This is a genomic window from Streptomyces sp. NPDC033178 (genome assembly GCF_055577685.1).
Genome location: NZ_JBVIPT010000004.1, coordinates 106,820 through 125,529, shown reverse-complemented (window position 1 = coordinate 125,529; position 18,710 = coordinate 106,820). Strand labels below are relative to the sequence as shown.

Sequence of the window (18,710 nt, the reverse complement as noted above, 5' to 3'; positions counted from 1 at the left end):
TCCTCGCCCAACGCGAGCAGGTCCTCGACAACACCCACCCCCACACCCTGAACAGCCGCAACAACCTCGCCACCGCCCTTCAGATGGCGGGGGATCTAGAACACGCCATCCCACTGCTGGAAGTCACTCTCGCCCAACGGGAGCAGGTCCTGGGCAACACCCACCCTGACACCCTGGCCAGTCGCAACAACCTCGCCAGTGCCTACCAGGCGGCGGGCGATGTCGAACGCGCCATCGCACTGCTGGAGGCCGTCCTCGCCCTATGCGAAACGGTTTTGGGCGACACCCACCCTCACACCCTGGCCAGCCGCAACAACCTCGCCAGCACCCTTCAGATGGCGGGGGATCTAGAACGCGCCATCCCACTGCTGGAGGCCGTCCTCGCCCAGTGCGAACAGATTCTGGGCAACACCCACCCTCACACCTTGATCAGCCGTTGCAACCTAGCCAACGCCTGCCGAGCGGCGGGGGATCTAGAACGCGCCATCCCACTGTTAGAGGTCACCCTTGTCCAGTTCGAGCAGGTCCTGGGCGACACCCACCCTCACACCTTGATCAGCCGCAGCAGCCTTGGCAGCGCCTATCAGGTGGCGGGGGATCTAGAACGCGCCGTCCCACTGCTGGAGGCCGTCCTCGCCCGACGCGAGCAGGTTTTGGGCGACACCCACCCAGGCACCCGGACTAGCCGCAACAACCTCGCCAAGATCCGTAAGGTCTCCCAGCCCGTACACCAACGGGATGCCGAAACCCCAGAAACCGCCTGATCCCGGCGACCTCCCCCAGAAGGTGGCGATCCGCCGCTCACTGCGAGATTGTCTACGAGGTCCCGATCAGCCGCTACTGAGGCTTTCGGCCTAGAGCGACGGCCATCCCGTTCCTACCGCAGGGTCAGGATGCAGAGCGAATGACCCTCGTCGGGGTCCCCGACATATGTCCAGAGTTTCAGCGTCTTGCCGTCTCGCAGGGCCTTGTAGGTGGAGTTCACGCGATCGGCTTCGAACGACACCGTAACGCTGCTCTGTCCCTCCCGGCCGTTGTCGTCCCAGGTACCCGATCCCGACCGGGGTTCGTTCTCCGGCCCGTAGGCGGAGATGTCGTAATCACCGCAGACATCGTCGGCAGTGAATGTTCCATCCGGCTTCAGCTCTAGCCTGCCGCCCGTGCCGTCGCCCCACATGGTCGTTGTCTGCGATCGGGGTAGCTCGGCCGGCTCACCGTCAGGAACTGGCGGGGAGGCGAACCTGCCACATGCGACGAGGGCGAACGCGACGGGGACGAGGACCAGGGCTGCCCGGTAGGAACGCAACTCACGCCACCCCAACACCTTCAGCGGGACACACGAACGACCCGGGTTCGACCAGCTATCGAGCACGCGCTCGTCATCTTGGCAGCATTATTGAACATGTTCAACTTCTCCGGGCGGCTGTGGGAGTCACGGCATCTGGCGGACAACGCTCACAAGAACGGCCCCTGATCGAGCCGTCCGCCACCACTCGGCGCGCGCCCGCCTGGGCAATCAGTTCTCGGCCTTCGCAGGGAAGCGAATCAGGGGAACCGGCATCAGGCAGAGCGCGAAGGCCACCTGCGCCAGGACTGGGACGAAGAGAAGCGCCGCGAAGTTCTGGAAGAGCAAGAACCATGTGGGCAGGAGGAGGAGCCCCGCCAGGCGGATACGGAATGCCGCCCCCTTGCGCTTGTTGAGCAGCCCGAACAACAGGATTACCAGCAGTGAGGGGATGCCCACCGTGAGCCCCACCCAGGCAATGGAGTCGTCCCACAGGTAGTAGGCGGTGTCCTCCCAGTACGAGCGGGTGCGAGGCAGGTGGGACACAAGCTCGTGCTGGCGGGGAGCTGTCAGGGCATAGACGAGCCATGCCGCCACCCAGATCAGCAGGTAGCGACCGACGGCATCAGCGATGCACAAGCCGACACGGCCGAGTCGGTGCCGAGGAGAGGTGACCACGAAGGGCATAGCGCATAGTGACACCTTTTTTGAACGCGTTCAAGGAAGTCGAGCGGAGGCCAGGAGTGACAGACAGTCCGGCCGGCGGTACAGCAGCGGGGTACCGCAACCACAGCAACCGACCCCGTCCTGTAGCGCCTCCCCGGGACCGCTAACCGACCGGAATGACTGTCGCTGACCGATCTGTCTAGAGCTACGGATCAGAAGGTTGCAGGTTCGAATCCTGCCGAGTGTGCACAAGTAAGAGGCCCCGGACGGCGAGTCCGGGGCCTCTTGCGTTGCGGTGGGCGGCCGTTGGGGTGTGCGGCGGAGAAGCGTTGGGGTCAGGTTCCGCGGACCTCTTCGAGATAGTCGCTCATCAGCTTGCCGGTTCGGGTGAACCAGTCGTTCAGGACGGCGATTTCGGCGGGGGAGTAGTCGTTGAACTGCTCGGTCAGGCGGACGTAGTACGGGCCGTAGAGGGCGGTGACCCGGTCGACCGCGGCCGGGACCGCCGCGATGCGTACGCGGCGGCGGTCGGACGGGTCGGGTTGGCGGGTCACGTAGCCCGCGCGTTCCAGGCGGTTGACGATGCCGGTGACCGCGCCGGTGGTGACGTGGGCGCGGGTGGCCAGGTCGCCTGCCGTGAGCAGGTGCTCGCCCGCTTCCAGGATGAAGCCGAAGCAGGTCAGGTCCGAGGCGTTCATGCCCAGGCGCTGGGCCATCTCGTGCTGGGCGACCATGCTCGTGGCGACGACGTGGTCCATCGCCGAGAGAGTCTCCGCCGGGGTGGCCGACGGTCGCTGCCGCGGGCCCGAGCCGCTCTCGCTCGCCCTCTTCTCGCTCACCCGCTTCTCCTTCTTCTGCTCTCGCTCCTCATTCTCTCCCTGCCAGGCCTCTGGGAGATCTCTTAGTTTGTAAGGTAAAATCCTTACGTGCTAAGAGGATCCGCTGGATCCTGGTCGTGCGTCGACCAGTGGGTCAGTAGGTCAGCAGGTCGTCAGTCGGCAAGCCAGTCGGCCGGGAGGTATGTACATGAGCGGGTATCACCATGATGAGGGGCACACCGTCGCCGGGTGGACCGGTTGCGCTGTGGCCGTCGTGGGCACGTCGGTGGCCGGGGTCGGGATGTGTCTGGGGTCCGCGGCCGGGATCTGGCTGGGTCTCGGCGTCGTGGGGCTCAGTGTGCTGGTGACCTGGGGGCTCCATCTGGCGGGATGGGGCAAACCGCCCGGGATCCGGCCGGTCGCGGAGCGGGGCATGAGGGTGCGGGACCGGGCCGCGAGGGCCGGGCATCCCGCGTGTGTCGGGTGCCGGCTGGCCGGGCGGGGGCGTTCGGTGAGCACCGTCGTGGCTGTTTCCGCCCACGGGGCCCAGCGGGCCCAGGTGGTGCAGGGGGCACAGGTGGTGCAGAGGACGCAGCGGCCTGATGCCGCCTCTGGATCGGCTCCCTCTGAGTCCGTGGTCTGACGGACGTCGCGTTGTCAGTGGTGCCCTCTACGCTCGTGAGTGATGGCACAGGTGTGGAGATGTACGGGGCTTCGGTGGGGCGGAGAAGGGCCCGTGCTGACGTGGGACGGGGGGCGTCGAAGTGCGTTGCCGTGGGGGAAGCAGGTTGCGTTCGCCGTTGCCCGTGAGGGCGGGCGGACATGTGTGGGGGCGCGGGGGAACAGCTGTCCTTCGCGGGCAGCGGTGTCCGGGCGGAGTGTCGGGGCCCGGTGTGAGGAGTGCGGGCGGCTGGACCGGGCCCACTCCGTGGCCGCGGACACCATCGCCGACGACCCCCGGCCCTACTCCGTCTATCTGGCGTGGTTCGGACCCGGGTTGGTCAAGGTCGGGATCACCGCCGTCGAGCGCGGGTCCGCCCGGCTGCTGGAGCAGGGCGCCGTCGTCTTCACCTGGCTCGGGCGGGGACCTCTGATGGCCGCCCGGCGGAGCGAGGAGTTGCTGCGTACTGGGCTGGGGGTGCCGGACCGGATCCCGTACGACGCCAAGCGGGCCGTGCGGAGCGAGTTGCCGGAGGCGGGGGCGCGGGTGGCGGAGGTCCGGGAGCTGCATGCCCGGGCCGTGGGGCTCGGCGGGTGGCCCGAGGCGTTGGAGCGGATGCCGTTCGTGGCCGTCGATCATGCGGAGGCCTTCGGGCTCGGCGGGTTGCCGCCCGCCGCCGGTGTCGTCGCTGAGCTCATGGCGGGCGGTGTCGTGAGCGGGGAGCTCGTCGCTGCCGCCGGGCCGGATCTGCATCTGCGGACCGGGCGTGGGGTCGTCGTGCTCGACACGCGGCTCATGACCGGCTGGGAACTGACCGGGACCGGCGGGGCTGAGCGGGGTGAAGTCACCGTGCCTGTAAGGGAGTTCGGGGGTGTTCAGGGCGGGCTCTTCTGAGGGAGGGGTGGAGACGGGGAGGAATGGTCAAGAGATCGATCCCTCTGGGATCCCCTTCGGCAAAGGCCCTGGACGCGGCGCGACGGCGGGGCCGAGAGTGGGCGACATGAGCGATCACTTCATTGCACCTGTCGCCGACGGTGCCTCTGTTGCCGATACCCCCACCACCTCTGCTCCCACGACGCCTGTTCCCACCAGCCCTGGCCCTCCCTCCGCTCCCGCCTCTACGCCTGTCGATGCCCCTGCCGTGCCCGTCGCCGCGTACGAACCGCCGTACTACGCCGTCGTGTTCACCTCGGTGAAGACGGAGGAGGGCGGACGGGACGGGGTGGCCGGAGGGTACGGCGAGACCAACGAGCGGATGGAGGAGCTGGTGGAGAAGATCCCGGGGTACCTCGGGATGGACTACGCGGGCTCCCCCGGCGGGCTGTCCATCACCGTCGGCTACTTCCGCGACGCGGACGCCGTCGAGGAGTGGCGGAGCAATGCCGAGCACCTGGCGGCGCAGAAGCGCGGGCGTGCCGAGTGGTACGAGCGCTACAGCCTGCATGTCGCCAAGGTCGAGCGAAGCCATGGGTTCGAGCGTGAGCACGGCTGACGGGGTCATTGGAGTGGACGGGAGCGACAACACAGCCGGGGACGGCGACAGGAGGGACCTGGTGCACAGGAGGGACCTGGTGCAGGGGACGGACGAGGCCCGTGAGGTGCGGCGGTTCTGGGAAGGGCTCGGGCTTCCCGGGCTCGTCGACGTTCATACCCACTTCATGCCCGAGCGGGTCCTGACGAAGGTCTGGGAGTACTTCGACGCGCTCGGGCCGCTGACCGGTGGTGTCGAGTGGCCCATCACCTACCGTGCCGAGGAGCGCGAACGGGTCGGGCTGCTCCGGGAGTTCGGGGTGCGGGCGTTCACCGCCATGCTCTACCCGCACAAGCCGGGCATGGCCGAGTGGCTGAACCAGTGGGCTGTCGAGTTCGCCGGCCGGACCCCCGACTGTCTGCACACGGCGACCCTCTTTCCGGAGCCGGGCGTGGCGGCGTACGTCCACAGGGCGGTTGACGAGGGCGCGCGGGTCTTCAAGGCGCACGTCCAGGTGGGGGCGTACGACCCGGCCGACGAACTCCTGGATCCGGCCTGGGGATTGCTCGCCGAGGCCGGGACGCCCGTCGTGATCCACTGCGGTTCGGGGCCCTCGCCCGGCAAGCACACCGGGCCCGATCCGATCGGGCGGGTGCTCGCGCGGCATCCGCGGCTGCGGCTGGTGTTCGCGCACATGGGGATGCCGGAGTACGAGGACTTTCTCGGCCTCGCCGAGCGGTTCGGCGAGGTGCGGCTGGACACGACGATGGCGTTCACGGACTTCAGCGAGCAGTTCGCCCCGTTCCCCCGGCGGGCGCTCCCCCGGCTCGCCGATCTCGGTGACCGGATCCTGCTCGGGACCGACTTCCCCAACATCCCCTATCCGTACGTCCATCAGCTGCGTGCGCTGGAGGGGCTCGGCCTGGGGGACGAGTGGCTCCGGGCGGTCTGTCACGACAACGGGGCGCGGCTGTTCGGGCTGTGAGGAGAGGACTGGCGGAGGGGCAATCCGTCGTGGTCAGTCGGTGATGACGAGTTGCTCGTCCGTCGACAGGTCCCGCCAGGAGAGGCTGAGTGCTCCGTCGGTGACCTGGTGGACATCGAGTTTCATGAAATAGACGTCGTCGTCGGGCACGGTCATGGCCGGCAGGCGCAGCGTGTGGAGCGCGCGCCCGGTGCCCGCGTCGAGGACGAGCAACTCGGCGTATGGCGTGCTCGGGCGCGGCCGGTGCCTCGGTGCCGAACGTGGCGGGGAAGGGGCCCTGCGCGCCGGTGACCAGGTCGCTCTCCTCCCCCGAGGGCTGCAACCACTGGGCCAACGGCACGAGCAGGAGGCAGACGGCGGTGGCGGCCACGATGAGCCACAGGAACTTGCGGCCCTCCCGAAGCCCGAGTTCCTCCATCGAGGGCATATGTCCGTCAGGTCTGTCCCCACCAGCCACAACAGCCCCCACAGGCCACCCCCAGATCACCATGACCGGCGGCTGACGGATCCTCCCCCACCGCCGTCCGGGGAGGCAAGGAGTTGCCAGAGCGTTGCCTGAGAGGTGGCTGTGCGTTTCTCAGGCAATTCACAGGTTCCAGAAAGCGTGCTCTCAGAGGAGCCCAGCAATGTGTGCGCTATGACCACGACCTCGCCCCAGGGGCGCACCGAACTGCTGAGGCCGGACGGGAGCCCCGTCCGAGTGCTTGTGGTGGACGACGAGCTGTCGATCACCGAGCTGTTGTCCATGGCCCTTCGCTACGAAGGCTGGCAGATCCGCAGCGCGGGTGACGGGACCGGTGCGGTGCAGACCGCGCGCGAGTTCCGGCCCGACGCCGTGGTGCTGGACATGATGCTGCCCGACATGGACGGTCTCGCCGTCCTCGGCCGGCTGCGGCGCGAGCTGCCCGATGTGCCCGTTCTCTTCCTGACCGCCAAGGACGCGGTCGAGGACCGGATCGCGGGCCTGACGGCCGGCGGCGACGACTACGTCACCAAGCCCTTCAGTCTCGAAGAGGTCGTGGCACGCCTGCGCGGGCTCATCCGCCGCTCCGGCGCCGCCGACCGCCGCTCCGACTCGGTGCTCGTCGTCGGTGACCTCACCCTGGACGAGGACAGCCACGAGGTGTCGCGGGCCGGCGAGGGCATCCACCTCACCGCGACCGAGTTCGAGCTGCTGCGCTTCCTGATGCGCAACCCGCGCCGGGTGCTCAGCAAGGCGCAGATCCTCGACCGCGTGTGGTCGTACGACTTCGGCGGTCAGGCCAATGTGGTCGAGCTGTACATCTCCTACCTGCGGCGCAAGATAGACGCCGGTCGTGAGCCGATGATCCACACCCGTCGTGGTGCGGGGTATCTGATCAAGCCCGCGGTGTCATGAGCGGGCGACGACAGCTGCGGAAGCAGCGGCGCCGACAGCCTCGGACGCTGCGGACGCGGCTCGTCGTCTCGGCGGTCGCGCTCATCGCGGTGGTGTGTGCGGTGATCGGTACGGTGACGACGGTCGCGTTGAGCCAGCACCTGTACAAGCAGTTGGACACACAGGTGACCGAGGCCGCCAGGCGTGCCGGTGGTCCGCCGCCGGACCAGTTGCCCGAGAACCCGAACGGCGGCGTGTCGTCGAGGCCCGCCGGGGGTTCCTCGACGGACGACCAGCTCACGGAGTTCGTCACCAAGGGCGGAACGCAGAAGGACACCATCGCCGCCGAGGTCGACGCCGACGGCGGGATCACCAAGGCGGTCGTCGCCGTGGAGAAGTCCACCGGCGGCGCCTTCGACGGCATGGACTCCGACGAGCTCGGCGAGGCGGCGAAGGCCGCGCTCGCTTCCGTGTCCAAGACCGGCATGCACACCGTCGACATCCCGGGCATGGGCGAGTACCGCGTCACGTACGTGACCGGAGTCAAGGGCGACTTCTACGTCGCCCTCCCCACCGAGTCCGTGACCAGCACCATCAACACGCTCATCCTCGTCGAGGTGAGCGTCACGGTGGCCGGTCTGGTCGCCGCCGGAATCGCCGGCTCCGTCCTGGTCACGGTCGCCCTCCGCCCCCTCCGCAAGGTCGCCTCCACCGCCACCCGCGTCTCCGAACTCCCCCTCCACACGGGCGAGGTGACGCTCAACGAGCGCGTCCCCGAGTCCGAGACCGACCCCCACACGGAGGTCGGGCAGGTCGGCGCCGCGCTCAACCGCATGCTCGACCACGTCCACGGCGCCCTGCACGCGCGCCAGGAGAGCGAGACGCGCGTACGGCAGTTCGTCGCGGACGCGAGCCATGAGCTGCGTACGCCGCTGGCGTCCATCCGCGGTTACGCCGAGCTGACCAGACGCGGACGGGAGGAGACCGGGCCCGACACCAGACACGCGCTCGGCCGGATCGAGTCCGAGGCCGGGCGGATGACCGGGCTCGTCGAGGACCTGCTGCTGCTCGCGCGCCTCGACGCCGGACGGCCGCTCAGCTACGAGCACACCGACCTCTCCCCGCTGGTCGTGGACGCCGTGAGCGACGCCCGCGCGGCCGGGCGCGAACACAACTGGCGGCTTGAGCTGCCCGACGAACCCGCGCTCGTGCTGGCGGACGCCGCCCGCGTCCAGCAGGTCATGGTAAATCTGTTTGCGAATGCGCGAACGCACACACCTCCGGGAACGACGGTGACCGCACGCGTGCACCGTCAGGGAGCCTGGGTGTGCGTGGACGTCCAGGACGACGGCCAGGGCATTCCGCCGGACCTGCTCCCGCATGTCTTCGAGCGGTTCGCCAGGGGCGACTCGTCCCGGTCACGTGCCTCCGGGTCCACCGGACTCGGGCTCGCCATCGTGCAGGCCGTCGCGGCCGCGCACGGCGGTGCGGTGACCGTCGACAGCGTGCCCGGACGCACCGTCTTTACCGTGCATCTGCCCGCGCTGGAGCCGGAAGCCTCGCATTCTCATGAGGCCTTCATTTCCTCATCGAATTCGCAATCGTACTCACAGGCACAGCACAGCACGACCACATGGGTGCAACAGGGCGCTTGACGAGAGTCTTCGTCATGCGAACCGAACCTTCTCCCGGCAACCTGCCGGCGCGGGAGCACCTCCCGGCCGGAAATGCCGGTACGCCTGTCCTGGACGTAGTGATCCCCGTCTACAACGAGGAGAAGGACCTCCAGCCGTGTGTGCTCAGACTGCATGAGCACCTTGCCCGCACCTTCCCGTACGCGTTCCGCATCACCATCGCGGACAACGCGTCCACGGACACCACTCCCCTGGTGGCGGCGCGGCTGGAGGCGGAGATACCCGAGGTCAGGGCGTTCCGGCTGGAGCAGAAGGGGCGCGGTCGAGCACTGCGCACCGTCTGGTCCGCCTCGGACGCCCCGGTCCTCGCCTATATGGACGTGGACCTCTCCACCGACCTCAACGCGCTTCTCCCGCTGGTCGCCCCGCTGATCTCCGGTCACTCGGACCTGGCGATCGGCTCGCGGCTCGCCCGCAGTTCGCGGGTGGTGCGGGGCGCGAAGCGGGAGTTCATCTCCCGTACGTACAACCTGATCCTGCGGGGCTCGTTGCAGGCCCGCTTCTCCGACGCCCAGTGCGGTTTCAAGGCGATCCGGCGCGATGTCGCGCAGGTGCTGCTGCCGCTCGTCGAGGACACCGGATGGTTCTTCGACACCGAGATGCTGGTGCTCGCCGAGCGGGCGGGACTGCGGATCCACGAGGTGCCGGTCGACTGGGTCGACGACCCGGACTCGACCGTGCACATCGTGAAGACCGCGACCGACGACCTGAAGGGTGTCTGGCGGGTGGGGCGCGCCCTGGCCACCGGTTCGCTGGCGCTAGACCGGCTCGCCCGGCCCTTCGGCGACGATCCCCGCGACCGCGAGATCAGCGGCGTACCGAAGGGTCTTGCCCGCCAGCTCGTCGGGTTCTGTGTCGTGGGCGCGCTGTCCACGCTGTTCTATCTGCTGCTCTACAGCGGCTTCCGTACGTTCTCGGAGTCGCAGGTCGCCAACGCGCTCGCCCTGCTCGTCTCGGCGGTCGCCAACACCGCGGCCAACCGGCGTCTCACCTTCGGTGTGCGCGGCCGGGGCGGCGCGGTGAAGCACCAGGCGCAGGGCCTGGTCGTCTTCGGCATCGGGCTCGCCCTGACCAGTGGTTCGCTCGCCGCCCTGAACGCGGCGACGAACGACCCCGCGCACTCCACCGAACTGGCGGTGCTGATCGCCGCCAACCTCGCGGCCACCGTGCTGCGGTTCCTGCTCTTCCGGGCCTGGGTGTTCCCGGACCGGCGCGACGAGTCACCGTCGACCGTCGTCGCCTCGCACACACCCACCGTGCCGGTCGGACCCGCGCCGCCCGTCTACGCGACGGCGCCACAGTCCCCGTACGGATCGGCTCCCGCGCCCCACGAGACGACCTCGTACGGGACGACCGCGTACGGCACGACCCACTCTCCGCACGACCACCAGACCTGGGGGGACGCGACCATGCAGCTTCAGCCGGTGCGTCCGAACGATCACGATCCGAGGGACGCACGATGACGACGACTCAGCCCGACACGAGCTATCAGGGGGGCGTCGGTCCCTCCGGGTGCGCGAGCCCCGACTGGGGACCGCCGGGCCCGACCGGGGCAACCGCCGTACAGGAGCCCGTGGTTGCTCCGCCGGCCGCCCCCGAGGACGGCAGCCCCAAGCAGCCCTTCGTACGCCGTCTGTGGCGCGGGCGGCCCGAGGACCACCGCTGGACGCGTCCCGCGTTCCTCGGCACGCTGCTGCTGATCGGCGCGCTCTACACCTGGAACCTCACGGCCTCCGGATACGCCAACTCCTTCTACTCCGCGGCCGTCCAGGCCGGCAGCCAGTCCTGGAAGGCCTTCTTCTTCGGCTCGCTCGACTCGGCCAACGCCATCACCGTCGACAAGCCCCCGGCCTCCCTGTGGCCGATGGCGCTGTCGGTGCGGCTGTTCGGCCTGAACTCCTTCGCGATCCTGTTCCCGCAGGTCCTCATGGCCGTCGCCACGGCCGGAGTGCTGTACGGGGCACTGCGCCGCCGGTTCAGCGCCGCGGCCGGGTTCATCGCGATGGCGGTCTTCGCGCTCACGCCCGTCGCCGCGCTGATGTTCCGCTTCAACAACCCGGACGCGGCCCTCGCGCTCCTGATGGCCGTCACGGTCTACTGCGTGCTGCGCGCCATGGAGAAGGCACAGACGAAGTGGCTGGTGTGGGCGGGTGCGGCCGTCGGTCTCGCCTTCCTGGTGAAGACCCTCCAGGCCTTCCTGATCCTGCCCCCGCTGGCCCTGATCTACGTGGTCTTCGCGCCGACGACCCTGCGCAGGCGCATCGGCCAGGTGCTCCTCGCGGGCCTGTCGATGATCGTCGCGGGCGGCTGGTGGGTGGCCATCGTCGAACTGTGGCCCGCGTCCTCCCGCCCGTACATCGGCGGCTCGCAGAACAACTCCTTCCTTGAACTGACCTTCGGATACAACGGACTCGGCCGGATCAACGGCGAGGAGACCGGCAGTGTCGGAGGCGGCGGTGGCGGCGGCTGGGGCGAGACCGGCTGGGACCGGATGTTCAGCTCCTCCATCGGCGGCCAGATCTCCTGGCTGATCCCGGCCGCGCTGATCGTGCTCGCCGCGGGCATCGCCCTCACCTGGAAGGCGAAGCGGACCGACACGGCCCGTGCCGCGTTCCTCGCCTGGGGCGGCTCGCTGTTGATCACCATGGTGATCTTCAGCTTCATGCAGGGCATCTTCCACGAGTACTACACCGTGGCCCTCGCTCCGTACGTCGCCGCCGTGATCGGCATGGGCGCGAGCGTGCTGTGGGAGGAGCGCGGCAAGATGTGGGTCTCGCTCACCATGGCGGCCGGGGTGACGGCCACCGCGGTCTGGGGGTACGTCCTCCTGAACCGCTCCTCCGACTACCTGCCCTGGCTCAAGTGGCTGGTCCTGGTGGGCGGCCTGGTCGCCGCGCTCGGCCTGGTCTTCGTGTCCCGGCTCGGGCGCCGACTGGCCCTCGGGGTCGTCGGGCTGAGCTTCGTCGCGGCCCTCGCGGGTCCGACGGCGTACACCCTCACCACGCTGAACGAGGGCCACACCGGTTCGATCGTGACGGCCGGTCCGGCGGTCTCGGGCGGCAGGGGCGGACCCGGCGGCGGTGGCGGCATGGGCGGCGGCCCCGGTGGCGGCGGCGGTATGCCGGGCCAGAACCAGCAGGGCGGCACCGGTCAGAACCAGCAGGGCGGCGGCATGGGCCAGCCCCCGACCGGCGGAATGCCGGGCGGCGGCCAGAACGGCCAGACGGGCAACGGCCAGACGGGCCAGAACGGCCAGACCCAGCGCGGTGGCGGCACCGGCGACGGCGGCGGTATGGGCGGCGGTGGCGGCATGGGCGGTCTGCTCAACGGCGCGAGCGTCAGCTCCGAGGCCAAGGCCCTCCTGGAGAAGAACTCCGGCGACTACACCTGGGTCGCGGCGGCCATCGGCGCCCAGAACGCCGCGAGCTACCAGCTCTCCACCGGTGACCCGGTCATGGCGATCGGCGGCTTCAACGGCAGCGACCCGTCGCCGACGCTGGCCCAGTTCAAGCAGTACGTGGAGGACGGGAAGATCCACTACTTCATCTCCTCCGGCTCCATGGGCGGCGGTGGCGGCGGCAGCAGCTCCGGCACCGGGACCCAGATCAGCGAGTGGGTGCAGGAGAACTTCAAGGAGGTGACGGTGGGTTCGTCCACCTTCTACGACCTGACGCAGCCGACCAGCTAGGCCGGAGGGCTTTTGCAGAGGGGTGGTGGCCGGGGCGACAGTGCCTCGGCCACCACCCCTCTCTTTTTGTGTTGTACAGCGTATGGGAGTTGTTCTACGGTGTATGGCATGCCAACCTCGCAAGGCCAAGCCCATCCCCAGCGCTGGCTGATCCTCGGTGTGATCCTGCTCGCCACGCTCACCGTGCTGCTCGACAACACCGTTCTCAACGTCGCGATCCCCTCCCTCACCGAGGAGTTGGACGCGTCCACGGCGGACATCCAGTGGATGATCAACGCGTACTCGCTGGTCCAGTCGGGCCTGCTGCTCACCGCCGGCAGCGCGGCCGACCGCTACGGCCGCAAGAAGATGCTCGCCACCGGCCTCGTCCTCTTCGGCGTCGGCTCGCTCACCGCGGGGCTCGCCCAGAGCGCGACCCAGCTCATCGCGGCCCGCGCGGGCATGGGTGTCGGCGGCGCGCTTCTGATGACCACGACCCTCGCCGTCGTCGTGCAGATCTTCGACGACACCGAGCGGGTCAAGGCGATCGGCCTCTGGTCGACGGTCAACTCCCTCGGCTTCGCGGCGGGCCCGCTGCTCGGCGGCGTCATGCTCGAACACTTCTGGTGGGGCGCGATCTTCCTGATCAACATCCCCGTGGCCGCTCTCGCCCTGGTGGCCGTGCTCAAACTGGTCCCCGAGTCCAAGAACCCCCAGGGCGACCGCCCGGACCTCCTCGGCGCGGTGCTCTCCACGATCGGCATGACCGCGGTCGTCTACGCGATCATCTCGGGCCCCGAGCACGGCTGGACGTCGCTCCAGGTCCTGGGGTCGGGGGCGGTCGGCGTCGCCGTCCTCGCCGCGTTCGCCCGGTGGGAGCTGAGCATCCCGCACCCGATGCTGGACATGCATTTCTTCCGCAACCAGCGTTTCGTCGGCGCGGTCGCCGGAGCGATCCTGGTCGCCTTCGGCATGGGCGGTTCCCTCTTCCTGCTCACCCAGCACCTCCAATTCGTGCTCGGATACGAGCCGTTGGAGGCGGGCCTGCGCATCGCCCCGATGGCCCTGTCCGTCGTGGCCCTCAACCTCGCCGGTGTGGGCGCCCGGATCGTCGCCAAGGTGGGCACCCCGGCCGCCATCGCCCTCGGCATGACGATGCTGTCGGCGGGCCTGGCCGCCATCGCCCTGCTCGGCGGCGGCACGGACGGCGGCTACGGCGGCATGCTGCTGGGCCTGGTCGTCATGGGCGCGGGCATCTCGGTCGCCATGCCCGCCATGGCCAACGCCATCATGAGCGCGATTCCCCCGGAGAAGGCGGGCGTGGGCGCGGGCGTCAACGGCACGCTCGCCGAATTCGGCGTCGGCCTCGGCGTGGCGGTCCTCGGCGCGGTTCTCCACTCCCGCTTCGCCGCGCTGATCACGGTCGCGGCGGCCTCGCTGCCGGCGGCGCTGGCCTCCGCGGAGTCGGCGGACGAGCGGGCGCGGATCACGGACGCGTTCGCCTCGGGTCTGGAGACGAGCCAGTTGGTGGGCGCGGTGGCCGTACTCCTCGGCGGACTCCTGGCCGCGGCGTTGCTCCGGCGGGCGGAGAGGGCAGACTCGGACTCCGCGGTGAGGATCGCGGCGTAAGGCCCGCTTAGCATCAGGGAGGGGGCGGACCTCGGTGTGCCGGGTCGCCCTCTCCGTAAGAGTTCCGAGGAAGGTGCGCCATGGTGAGGGCAGCCGACCGGGCCGAGCGTCCGGCGCGGACCAGCGTCTGGTTGGAGGGCAAGGCCCCGCGGGGCGGCGGTGCCCGGGGCGGGCAGCCGTCCTCGCTCGACCGGGACCGGATCACCGAGGTCACGGTACGGCTGCTCGACGCGGAGGGGCTGGCCAAGTTCTCCATGCGCAGGCTGGCCGCCGAGCTGAACGTGACCGCGATGTCCGTCTACTGGTACGTGGACACCAAGGACGATCTTCTCGAGCTCGCCCTCGACGCGGTGTTCGGCGAACTGGAGCTGCCGGACCCGGAGTCGGGCGAGGACTGGCGGGACCAGCTCCGGGCGATCGCCTCCGGCTACCGGGCCCTTCTGGTGCGGCACCCGTGGGCGTCACCGCTGGTCGGCACGTTCCTCAACATCGGGCCCAGGTCGGTCGCCTTCTCGCGCACTGTGCAGCAGGTGATCCGCAGGACCGGGCTGCCCACGCACCGGCTGACCGGGGCCATCTCCGCCGTCTTCCAGTTCGTGTACGGATTCGGCACGATCGAGGGGCATTTCACGCTGCGGTCCGCCGATGCGGGGCTCAGTCCTGACGAGTACTTCCAGCAGTCCCTGAGCACGCTGCGGCAGGCTCCTGAACTCGACGACGTTCTCCAGGAGTCCAAGGAGATCATGCGGGCTCGTGGGGGCAACACGGTGGAGGAGATGTACGAGCGGGACTTTCACTTTGCGCTCGATCTGGTGATCACGGGGATCGAGTCGGTGGTGCGGGGGGAGGGGCGGGGGGTGTGAGTGGTGCGGGTTGCTCGTGGATGCGGGTCGGCGGGGGCCGGCCGCGCAGTTCCCCGCGCCCTCGAAAGACTGCGCAGTTCCCCGCGCCCCTGAAGGGGCTTACTCCTGTGGAGCCAGCCTTGCCGGGAAGCCGCCCGTTGCCACCGGGCCCCACTTCTCGGGGGTGATCCTGATGATGGACTTGGCCTGCTTGAGCATGGCTTCTCGGTACTCGTCCCAGTCGGGGTGTTCGCCTGCGATGTTGCGGTAGTACTCGACGAGGGGCTCGACGGAGTCGGGGGAGTCGATCACCTCGGCCGTGCCGTCGATCTGGACCCAGGGGCCGTTCCACTCGTCGCTCAGGACGATGAGGCTGACGCGGTCGTCGCGCTTGGCGTTGCGGGTCTTGGCGCGCTCCGGGTAGGTCGAGACGACGATGCGGCCCGAGTCGTCCACTCCGCAGGTCAGCGGGGAACCCTGGGGACCGCCGTCCGACCTGCGCGTCAGCAGGATGGCGCGGTGGCGGGGGCGTACGAAGTCCAGCAGATCGTCGAGGGAGACAGAGGTGTTCGTCGCGATGTTCGATGCCATGCCCCCAGCCTAGGACTCGCTCGGCCCGGGACCCGGTCCAGGACTCGGCCTAGGACTCGATCGCCTCCGCGAGGTTGTCGTACACCGGCACGTCACGGCGCATTCCCGTCAGCTCCAGGACACGGCTGGCCATCCCGTCCGGGCGTGCCGCCACGCGCAGTTGGGCGGGCCGGGGCAGCCGCCCGCGGACGCCGGCGACCACGCGGACGCCCTGGGAGTCCATGAAGTGCGTACGGGTGAGATCCAGGACCAGCAGCCGCAGCCGGTCCCTCCTGGCGTCCACGACGTCCAGGGCGCCGACGAGGACGACATCGACGTTGCTCAGGTCGATCTCCGAAGGAAACCCGAGCAGGGTGCATTCAGGCAGGTCATAGGGGTTCGGGAAGAAGGTCATCGCACTCACCTGGCAGACGTTCGTCCGGATTCCGACGAGGCCGCTTCCTGACCCGCACGCCCATTGCACCACGCGTGCGGGCGAGATCGGAAGCACGTACGAAGAGCCGCGCCCTCACCCCAACAGAGCAGCTAAAGTGGCTCTTCGTCCTGTGCTCGCAGTCGGGAATGTGCTGCGGAGCTCTCCTGCGCACAGCTGCCGGGGTCTGTCGTCGAACCGACGACGGGATCCGGGGCCGTGCATGCCGAAGAGGTTCGTGGTGGCTGCGTCCGAGTTTTCTGAATTGCCCCGTTTGCCCGGGGGTCTTGAGCTGGCCGAGACACTGACGGTCGCGGCTCAGCAGCTGCACGAGACGTCCGGTCCCCGCAGCACCCTGCGCACCGCCGTCCGGCTCGCCGTGCACATCCTTCCCGGCGCCGAACACGCCGGTATCTCCGTCATCGAGCGCAAGGCCCACCGCCAGACCCTCGCCTGGACCGACGAGATCGTCCGCTCCGCCGAGGCACTGGCCTCGGGCGAGGACCACCAGCACTGGACCCGGCTGTGGACCTCCCCGGTCGCCCGTATCGAGGACAGCGCGTCCGGCGACGACGACGGCGAACCCGCCCTCTCCGACCTCGGACTGCGCTCGGTCCTCTCGCTCCGGCTGCGCGCCGAGCGCCAGCGGCTCACCGTCCTCACGGCGTACGCGACCAAGCCGCGCGCCTTCGACGACTCGGCCACCCGGATCGGCCGGCTGTTCACCGCGCACGTCAGCATCGCGTTCGACTCGGCGACCGCCCGAGAACAGCTCACCGAGGCCATGCGCACCCGGGACCTGATCGGCCAGGCCACCGGCATCCTCATGGAGCGCCTCGACATCGACGCGGCGGAGGCCTTCGACAGCCTCGTGCGGACCTCCCAGCGGGAGAACGTCAAGCTCCGTGACCTGGCCAGACGGATCGTCGACGCCAGGAGCAGCGAGTGAGCACGCACCGACGGGATACCCGAGCCCCATGAGACTCTCAGCCGATCCCGCCGAGCCCGACCATCACGACGAGCAGCAGCCGCGTGCCACCGCTCCGGAGTCCGCCACGTTGCACCAGGCGCTGGCCGGCACCGGCGGCCTCGACACACTGCTGCGCGATCTCACGGATCGTGCGGTGCTCGCCGTGGCGGGCGCCGAGGCGTGCAGCATCACCGTGCGCCGCGACGGGCGCCTGCTGACGGTGGCGGGCACCGGCGGCCTGCCCAGCGGGCTCGACCAGCGTCAGTACGAGAACGGCGACGGACCCTGCGTCCGGGCGGCGGACTCGGACGCGGAGCAGCACGCGCCCGACCTGTCCGAGGAGGACCGCTGGCCCACGTACGCCGCGTACGCGCTCTCCAAGGGAGTCCGTTCGGTGCTGGCCGTGCCGCTCGCGGTCGACGGCGAGACCGATGCCGCCCTCAACCTCTACGCCACGACGGAGGGCGCCTTCCACGAGAGCCGCGACGCGGCCAGGGCCTATGCGGCGAGCGCCTCGGACGCCATCAACGCCGCTCTGCGCATCGAGCGCGAGCGGGCCTCGGCGGGGGACGTCCGCACGGCGCTGCTCTCGCGCAGCGTGATCGACCAGGCGATCGGCATCCTCATGGCCCAGGAGCGCTGCACCGCGCAGACGGCACTCGACACCCTGCGCCGCGTCTCGCAGGACGCGAACATCAAACTCCGTGACCTGTGCGGCGACTTGGTGGCCCGCACGACGGACGGCGCGTCGGACGGCGCGTCGGACCGGGCGCCGGGACGGGCGTCGAACGGGCCGGCGCAAGGGCGCGGCGGTGCCTCGGGCCGCCGGGCCTCACAGCGACGGTAGCGTCCCGCCCTGCACCGCCTGGATGTCCAGTTCCACCTTCAGCGTCGTACCGATCGCCGCGATGCCCGCCTGGAGCACCTGGTTGTAGTTCATCGCGAAGTCCTCGCGGCGCAGTTCGGTGGTGGCGCGGAAGGCCGCGCGCGTCCCGCCCCAGGGGTCGGCGCCCGTGCCCAGGTAGGCCAGGTCGAGGTCGACCGGCCGTACGACCCCGTGCATGGTCAGCTCGCCGTGGACCGTCCAGCGGTCGGTCCCGGTGGCCGGGGTCAGGCCCGTCGAGACGTACGTGATCCGCGGGTGGCGCTCGACGTCGAGGAAGTCCGGGGACTTCAGGTGGCCGTCGCGCATGGCGTTGCCCGTGTCGATGGAGGCCGCTGAAATCACCGCCTCCACCCGGGACTTGGCCACCTCGTCGGGCGCGATGTCGATCGAGCCCGCGAACTCCGTGAACCGCCCGTGCACGCTGGAGATGCCCAGGTGCTGTGCGACGGCGCCCACGGAGGAGTGGGCCGGGTCGACGGTCCAGGGGCCGGGCGGCGGCAGTTCGGTGCCGCCCTGCCGGGCGAGGGTGACGGTGCCGATCGTGGCCCGGCCGCTCGCCGTCACGATCGCGCTGGACGCGGCGGGCGCGTACCCGACGGCCGTGACGATCACGGTGTACGCCCCGGGCGCGAGCTCCGTCGCATCCCGTACGCCGCCCTCCTCGTCCGCCTCGGCGCGTACCACCTGTGTGCCCGTCCCGTCGGTCACCGTGACGACCGCGTGCGACACGGCCCACCCGTCCCGCGTACGGATCCGCGCGGTCAGTCCCATGGCAA

The 18,710-nt window shown here is 69.7% G+C and carries 20 protein-coding genes; 13 read left to right on the top strand and 7 right to left on the bottom strand.

Features of this window, described 5'->3' with window-relative positions; all coding sequences use genetic code 11:
* On the top strand, positions 1-764 hold a 764-nt coding region (locus ACZ5VQ_RS11265), incomplete at its 5' end, for a tetratricopeptide repeat protein (protein ID WP_469104678.1).
* A 113-nt stretch (positions 765-877) separates the two neighbouring features.
* Here the strand turns inward: ACZ5VQ_RS11265 and ACZ5VQ_RS11260 are convergent.
* From ACZ5VQ_RS11260 to ACZ5VQ_RS11250, 3 genes are all read right to left on the bottom strand, one after another.
* The gene (locus ACZ5VQ_RS11260; RefSeq protein ID WP_469104677.1) at positions 878-1,177 is read right to left on the bottom strand and encodes a hypothetical protein; all 300 of its coding nucleotides are present in this window, start codon (positions 1,175-1,177) and stop codon (positions 878-880) included.
* A 339-nt stretch (positions 1,178-1,516) separates the two neighbouring features.
* Positions 1,517-1,972, bottom strand: coding sequence for a hypothetical protein (locus ACZ5VQ_RS11255; RefSeq protein WP_469104676.1), 456 nt, complete (start codon positions 1,970-1,972; stop codon positions 1,517-1,519).
* A 314-nt stretch (positions 1,973-2,286) separates the two neighbouring features.
* On the bottom strand, positions 2,287-2,709 hold the full coding sequence (locus ACZ5VQ_RS11250) for a MarR family winged helix-turn-helix transcriptional regulator (protein WP_469105004.1): 423 nt from the start codon (positions 2,707-2,709) through the stop codon (positions 2,287-2,289).
* A 268-nt stretch (positions 2,710-2,977) separates the two neighbouring features.
* Here ACZ5VQ_RS11250 and ACZ5VQ_RS11245 point away from each other — a divergent pair, with 268 nt between their 5' ends.
* The 4 genes from ACZ5VQ_RS11245 (at position 2,978) to ACZ5VQ_RS11230 (ending at position 5,886) form a co-directional block, all read left to right on the top strand.
* Positions 2,978-3,412 carry an HGxxPAAW family protein gene (locus ACZ5VQ_RS11245; protein ID WP_469104675.1) on the top strand — a complete coding sequence of 145 codons (435 nt, stop codon included), beginning with the start codon at positions 2,978-2,980 and terminating at the stop codon, positions 3,410-3,412.
* A gap of 42 nt (positions 3,413-3,454) precedes the next feature.
* Positions 3,455-4,324: a DUF2797 domain-containing protein gene (locus ACZ5VQ_RS11240; protein WP_469104674.1), complete on the top strand. Its 870-nt coding sequence runs from the start codon at positions 3,455-3,457 to the stop codon at positions 4,322-4,324.
* 247 nt (positions 4,325-4,571) lie between these two features.
* Positions 4,572-4,922 (top strand): antibiotic biosynthesis monooxygenase family protein, encoded by a 351-nt coding sequence (locus ACZ5VQ_RS11235; RefSeq protein ID WP_469104673.1) that lies wholly within the window; start codon positions 4,572-4,574, stop codon positions 4,920-4,922.
* A gap of 61 nt (positions 4,923-4,983) precedes the next feature.
* Positions 4,984-5,886 carry an amidohydrolase family protein gene (locus tag ACZ5VQ_RS11230; RefSeq protein WP_469104672.1) on the top strand — a complete coding sequence of 301 codons (903 nt, stop codon included), beginning with the start codon at positions 4,984-4,986 and terminating at the stop codon, positions 5,884-5,886.
* Positions 5,887-5,919: 33 nt separating this feature from the next.
* Here ACZ5VQ_RS11230 and ACZ5VQ_RS11225 read toward each other — a convergent pair whose 3' ends face one another.
* Entirely contained in the window at positions 5,920-6,099 is a 180-nt protein-coding gene (locus ACZ5VQ_RS11225) for a hypothetical protein (RefSeq protein WP_469104671.1), read from the bottom strand.
* Positions 6,100-6,523: 424 nt separating this feature from the next.
* On the opposite strand from ACZ5VQ_RS11225, the gene ACZ5VQ_RS11220 reads away from it, so the two are divergent.
* From ACZ5VQ_RS11220 to ACZ5VQ_RS11195, 6 genes are all read left to right on the top strand, one after another.
* On the top strand, positions 6,524-7,264 hold the full coding sequence (locus ACZ5VQ_RS11220; RefSeq protein ID WP_055616400.1) for a response regulator transcription factor: 741 nt from the start codon (positions 6,524-6,526) through the stop codon (positions 7,262-7,264).
* Positions 7,261-8,898, top strand: coding sequence for a sensor histidine kinase (locus ACZ5VQ_RS11215; RefSeq protein ID WP_469104670.1), 1,638 nt, complete (start codon positions 7,261-7,263; stop codon positions 8,896-8,898). Before ACZ5VQ_RS11220 ends, ACZ5VQ_RS11215 begins: the two co-directional genes overlap by 4 nt.
* Before the next feature lie 14 nt (positions 8,899-8,912).
* Positions 8,913-10,400, top strand: coding sequence for a bifunctional glycosyltransferase family 2/GtrA family protein (locus ACZ5VQ_RS11210; RefSeq protein ID WP_469104669.1), 1,488 nt, complete (start codon positions 8,913-8,915; stop codon positions 10,398-10,400).
* Positions 10,397-12,625: an ArnT family glycosyltransferase gene (locus ACZ5VQ_RS11205; RefSeq protein WP_469104668.1), complete on the top strand. Its 2,229-nt coding sequence runs from the start codon at positions 10,397-10,399 to the stop codon at positions 12,623-12,625. The genes ACZ5VQ_RS11210 and ACZ5VQ_RS11205 overlap by 4 nt, the downstream gene beginning before the upstream one ends.
* 108 nt (positions 12,626-12,733) lie before the next feature.
* Positions 12,734-14,233, top strand: a complete 1,500-nt coding sequence (locus tag ACZ5VQ_RS11200) for an MFS transporter (RefSeq protein ID WP_469104667.1) — start codon at positions 12,734-12,736, stop codon at positions 14,231-14,233.
* Positions 14,234-14,313: 80 nt separating this feature from the next.
* A complete protein-coding gene (locus ACZ5VQ_RS11195; protein WP_469104666.1) occupies positions 14,314-15,096 on the top strand; it encodes a TetR/AcrR family transcriptional regulator in 783 nt (260 codons plus the stop codon).
* A 99-nt stretch (positions 15,097-15,195) separates the two neighbouring features.
* Here ACZ5VQ_RS11195 and ACZ5VQ_RS11190 read toward each other — a convergent pair whose 3' ends face one another.
* A complete protein-coding gene (locus tag ACZ5VQ_RS11190) occupies positions 15,196-15,666 on the bottom strand; it encodes a PPOX class F420-dependent oxidoreductase (protein WP_143643410.1) in 471 nt (156 codons plus the stop codon).
* Positions 15,667-15,715: 49 nt separating this feature from the next.
* Positions 15,716-16,060 (bottom strand): STAS domain-containing protein, encoded by a 345-nt coding sequence (locus ACZ5VQ_RS11185; protein WP_469104665.1) that lies wholly within the window; start codon positions 16,058-16,060, stop codon positions 15,716-15,718.
* Positions 16,061-16,301: 241 nt separating this feature from the next.
* Between ACZ5VQ_RS11185 and ACZ5VQ_RS11180 the strand changes: the two genes are divergently transcribed.
* Positions 16,302-17,027, top strand: a complete 726-nt coding sequence (locus tag ACZ5VQ_RS11180; protein WP_362071146.1) for a GAF and ANTAR domain-containing protein — start codon at positions 16,302-16,304, stop codon at positions 17,025-17,027.
* A 28-nt stretch (positions 17,028-17,055) separates the two neighbouring features.
* Entirely contained in the window at positions 17,056-17,895 is an 840-nt protein-coding gene (locus tag ACZ5VQ_RS11175; RefSeq protein ID WP_469104664.1) for a GAF and ANTAR domain-containing protein, read from the top strand.
* Here ACZ5VQ_RS11175 and ACZ5VQ_RS11170 read toward each other — a convergent pair.
* Complete coding sequence (locus ACZ5VQ_RS11170) at positions 17,881-18,705, bottom strand: YceI family protein (protein ID WP_469104663.1); 825 nt, start codon at positions 18,703-18,705, stop codon at positions 17,881-17,883. The two genes, ACZ5VQ_RS11175 and ACZ5VQ_RS11170, sit on opposite strands and share 15 nt — an antisense overlap.
* Between the last annotated feature and the right edge of the window lie 5 nt (positions 18,706-18,710).

Bases quoted from the DNA above. Each gene is read 5' to 3' on its own strand.
- ACZ5VQ_RS11260 (WP_469104677.1), bottom strand. From the start codon at position 1,177: ATGTGGGGCGACGGCACGGGCGGCAGGCTAGAGCTGAAGCCGGATGGA.
- ACZ5VQ_RS11255 (WP_469104676.1), bottom strand. From the start codon at position 1,972: ATGCCCTTCGTGGTCACCTCTCCTCGGCACCGACTCGGCCGTGTCGGC.
- ACZ5VQ_RS11250 (WP_469105004.1), bottom strand. From the start codon at position 2,709: ATGGACCACGTCGTCGCCACGAGCATGGTCGCCCAGCACGAGATGGCC.
- ACZ5VQ_RS11245 (WP_469104675.1), top strand. From the start codon at position 2,978: ATGAGCGGGTATCACCATGATGAGGGGCACACCGTCGCCGGGTGGACC.
- ACZ5VQ_RS11240 (WP_469104674.1), top strand. From the start codon at position 3,455: ATGGCACAGGTGTGGAGATGTACGGGGCTTCGGTGGGGCGGAGAAGGG.
- ACZ5VQ_RS11220 (WP_055616400.1), top strand. From the start codon at position 6,524: ATGACCACGACCTCGCCCCAGGGGCGCACCGAACTGCTGAGGCCGGAC.
- ACZ5VQ_RS11215 (WP_469104670.1), top strand. From the start codon at position 7,261: ATGAGCGGGCGACGACAGCTGCGGAAGCAGCGGCGCCGACAGCCTCGG.
- ACZ5VQ_RS11210 (WP_469104669.1), top strand. From the start codon at position 8,913: ATGCGAACCGAACCTTCTCCCGGCAACCTGCCGGCGCGGGAGCACCTC.
- ACZ5VQ_RS11205 (WP_469104668.1), top strand. From the start codon at position 10,397: ATGACGACGACTCAGCCCGACACGAGCTATCAGGGGGGCGTCGGTCCC.
- ACZ5VQ_RS11200 (WP_469104667.1), top strand. From the start codon at position 12,734: ATGCCAACCTCGCAAGGCCAAGCCCATCCCCAGCGCTGGCTGATCCTC.
- ACZ5VQ_RS11195 (WP_469104666.1), top strand. From the start codon at position 14,314: ATGGTGAGGGCAGCCGACCGGGCCGAGCGTCCGGCGCGGACCAGCGTC.
- ACZ5VQ_RS11190 (WP_143643410.1), bottom strand. From the start codon at position 15,666: ATGGCATCGAACATCGCGACGAACACCTCTGTCTCCCTCGACGATCTG.
- ACZ5VQ_RS11185 (WP_469104665.1), bottom strand. From the start codon at position 16,060: ATGACCTTCTTCCCGAACCCCTATGACCTGCCTGAATGCACCCTGCTC.
- ACZ5VQ_RS11180 (WP_362071146.1), top strand. From the start codon at position 16,302: ATGCCGAAGAGGTTCGTGGTGGCTGCGTCCGAGTTTTCTGAATTGCCC.
- ACZ5VQ_RS11175 (WP_469104664.1), top strand. From the start codon at position 17,056: ATGAGACTCTCAGCCGATCCCGCCGAGCCCGACCATCACGACGAGCAG.
- ACZ5VQ_RS11170 (WP_469104663.1), bottom strand. From the start codon at position 18,705: ATGGGACTGACCGCGCGGATCCGTACGCGGGACGGGTGGGCCGTGTCG.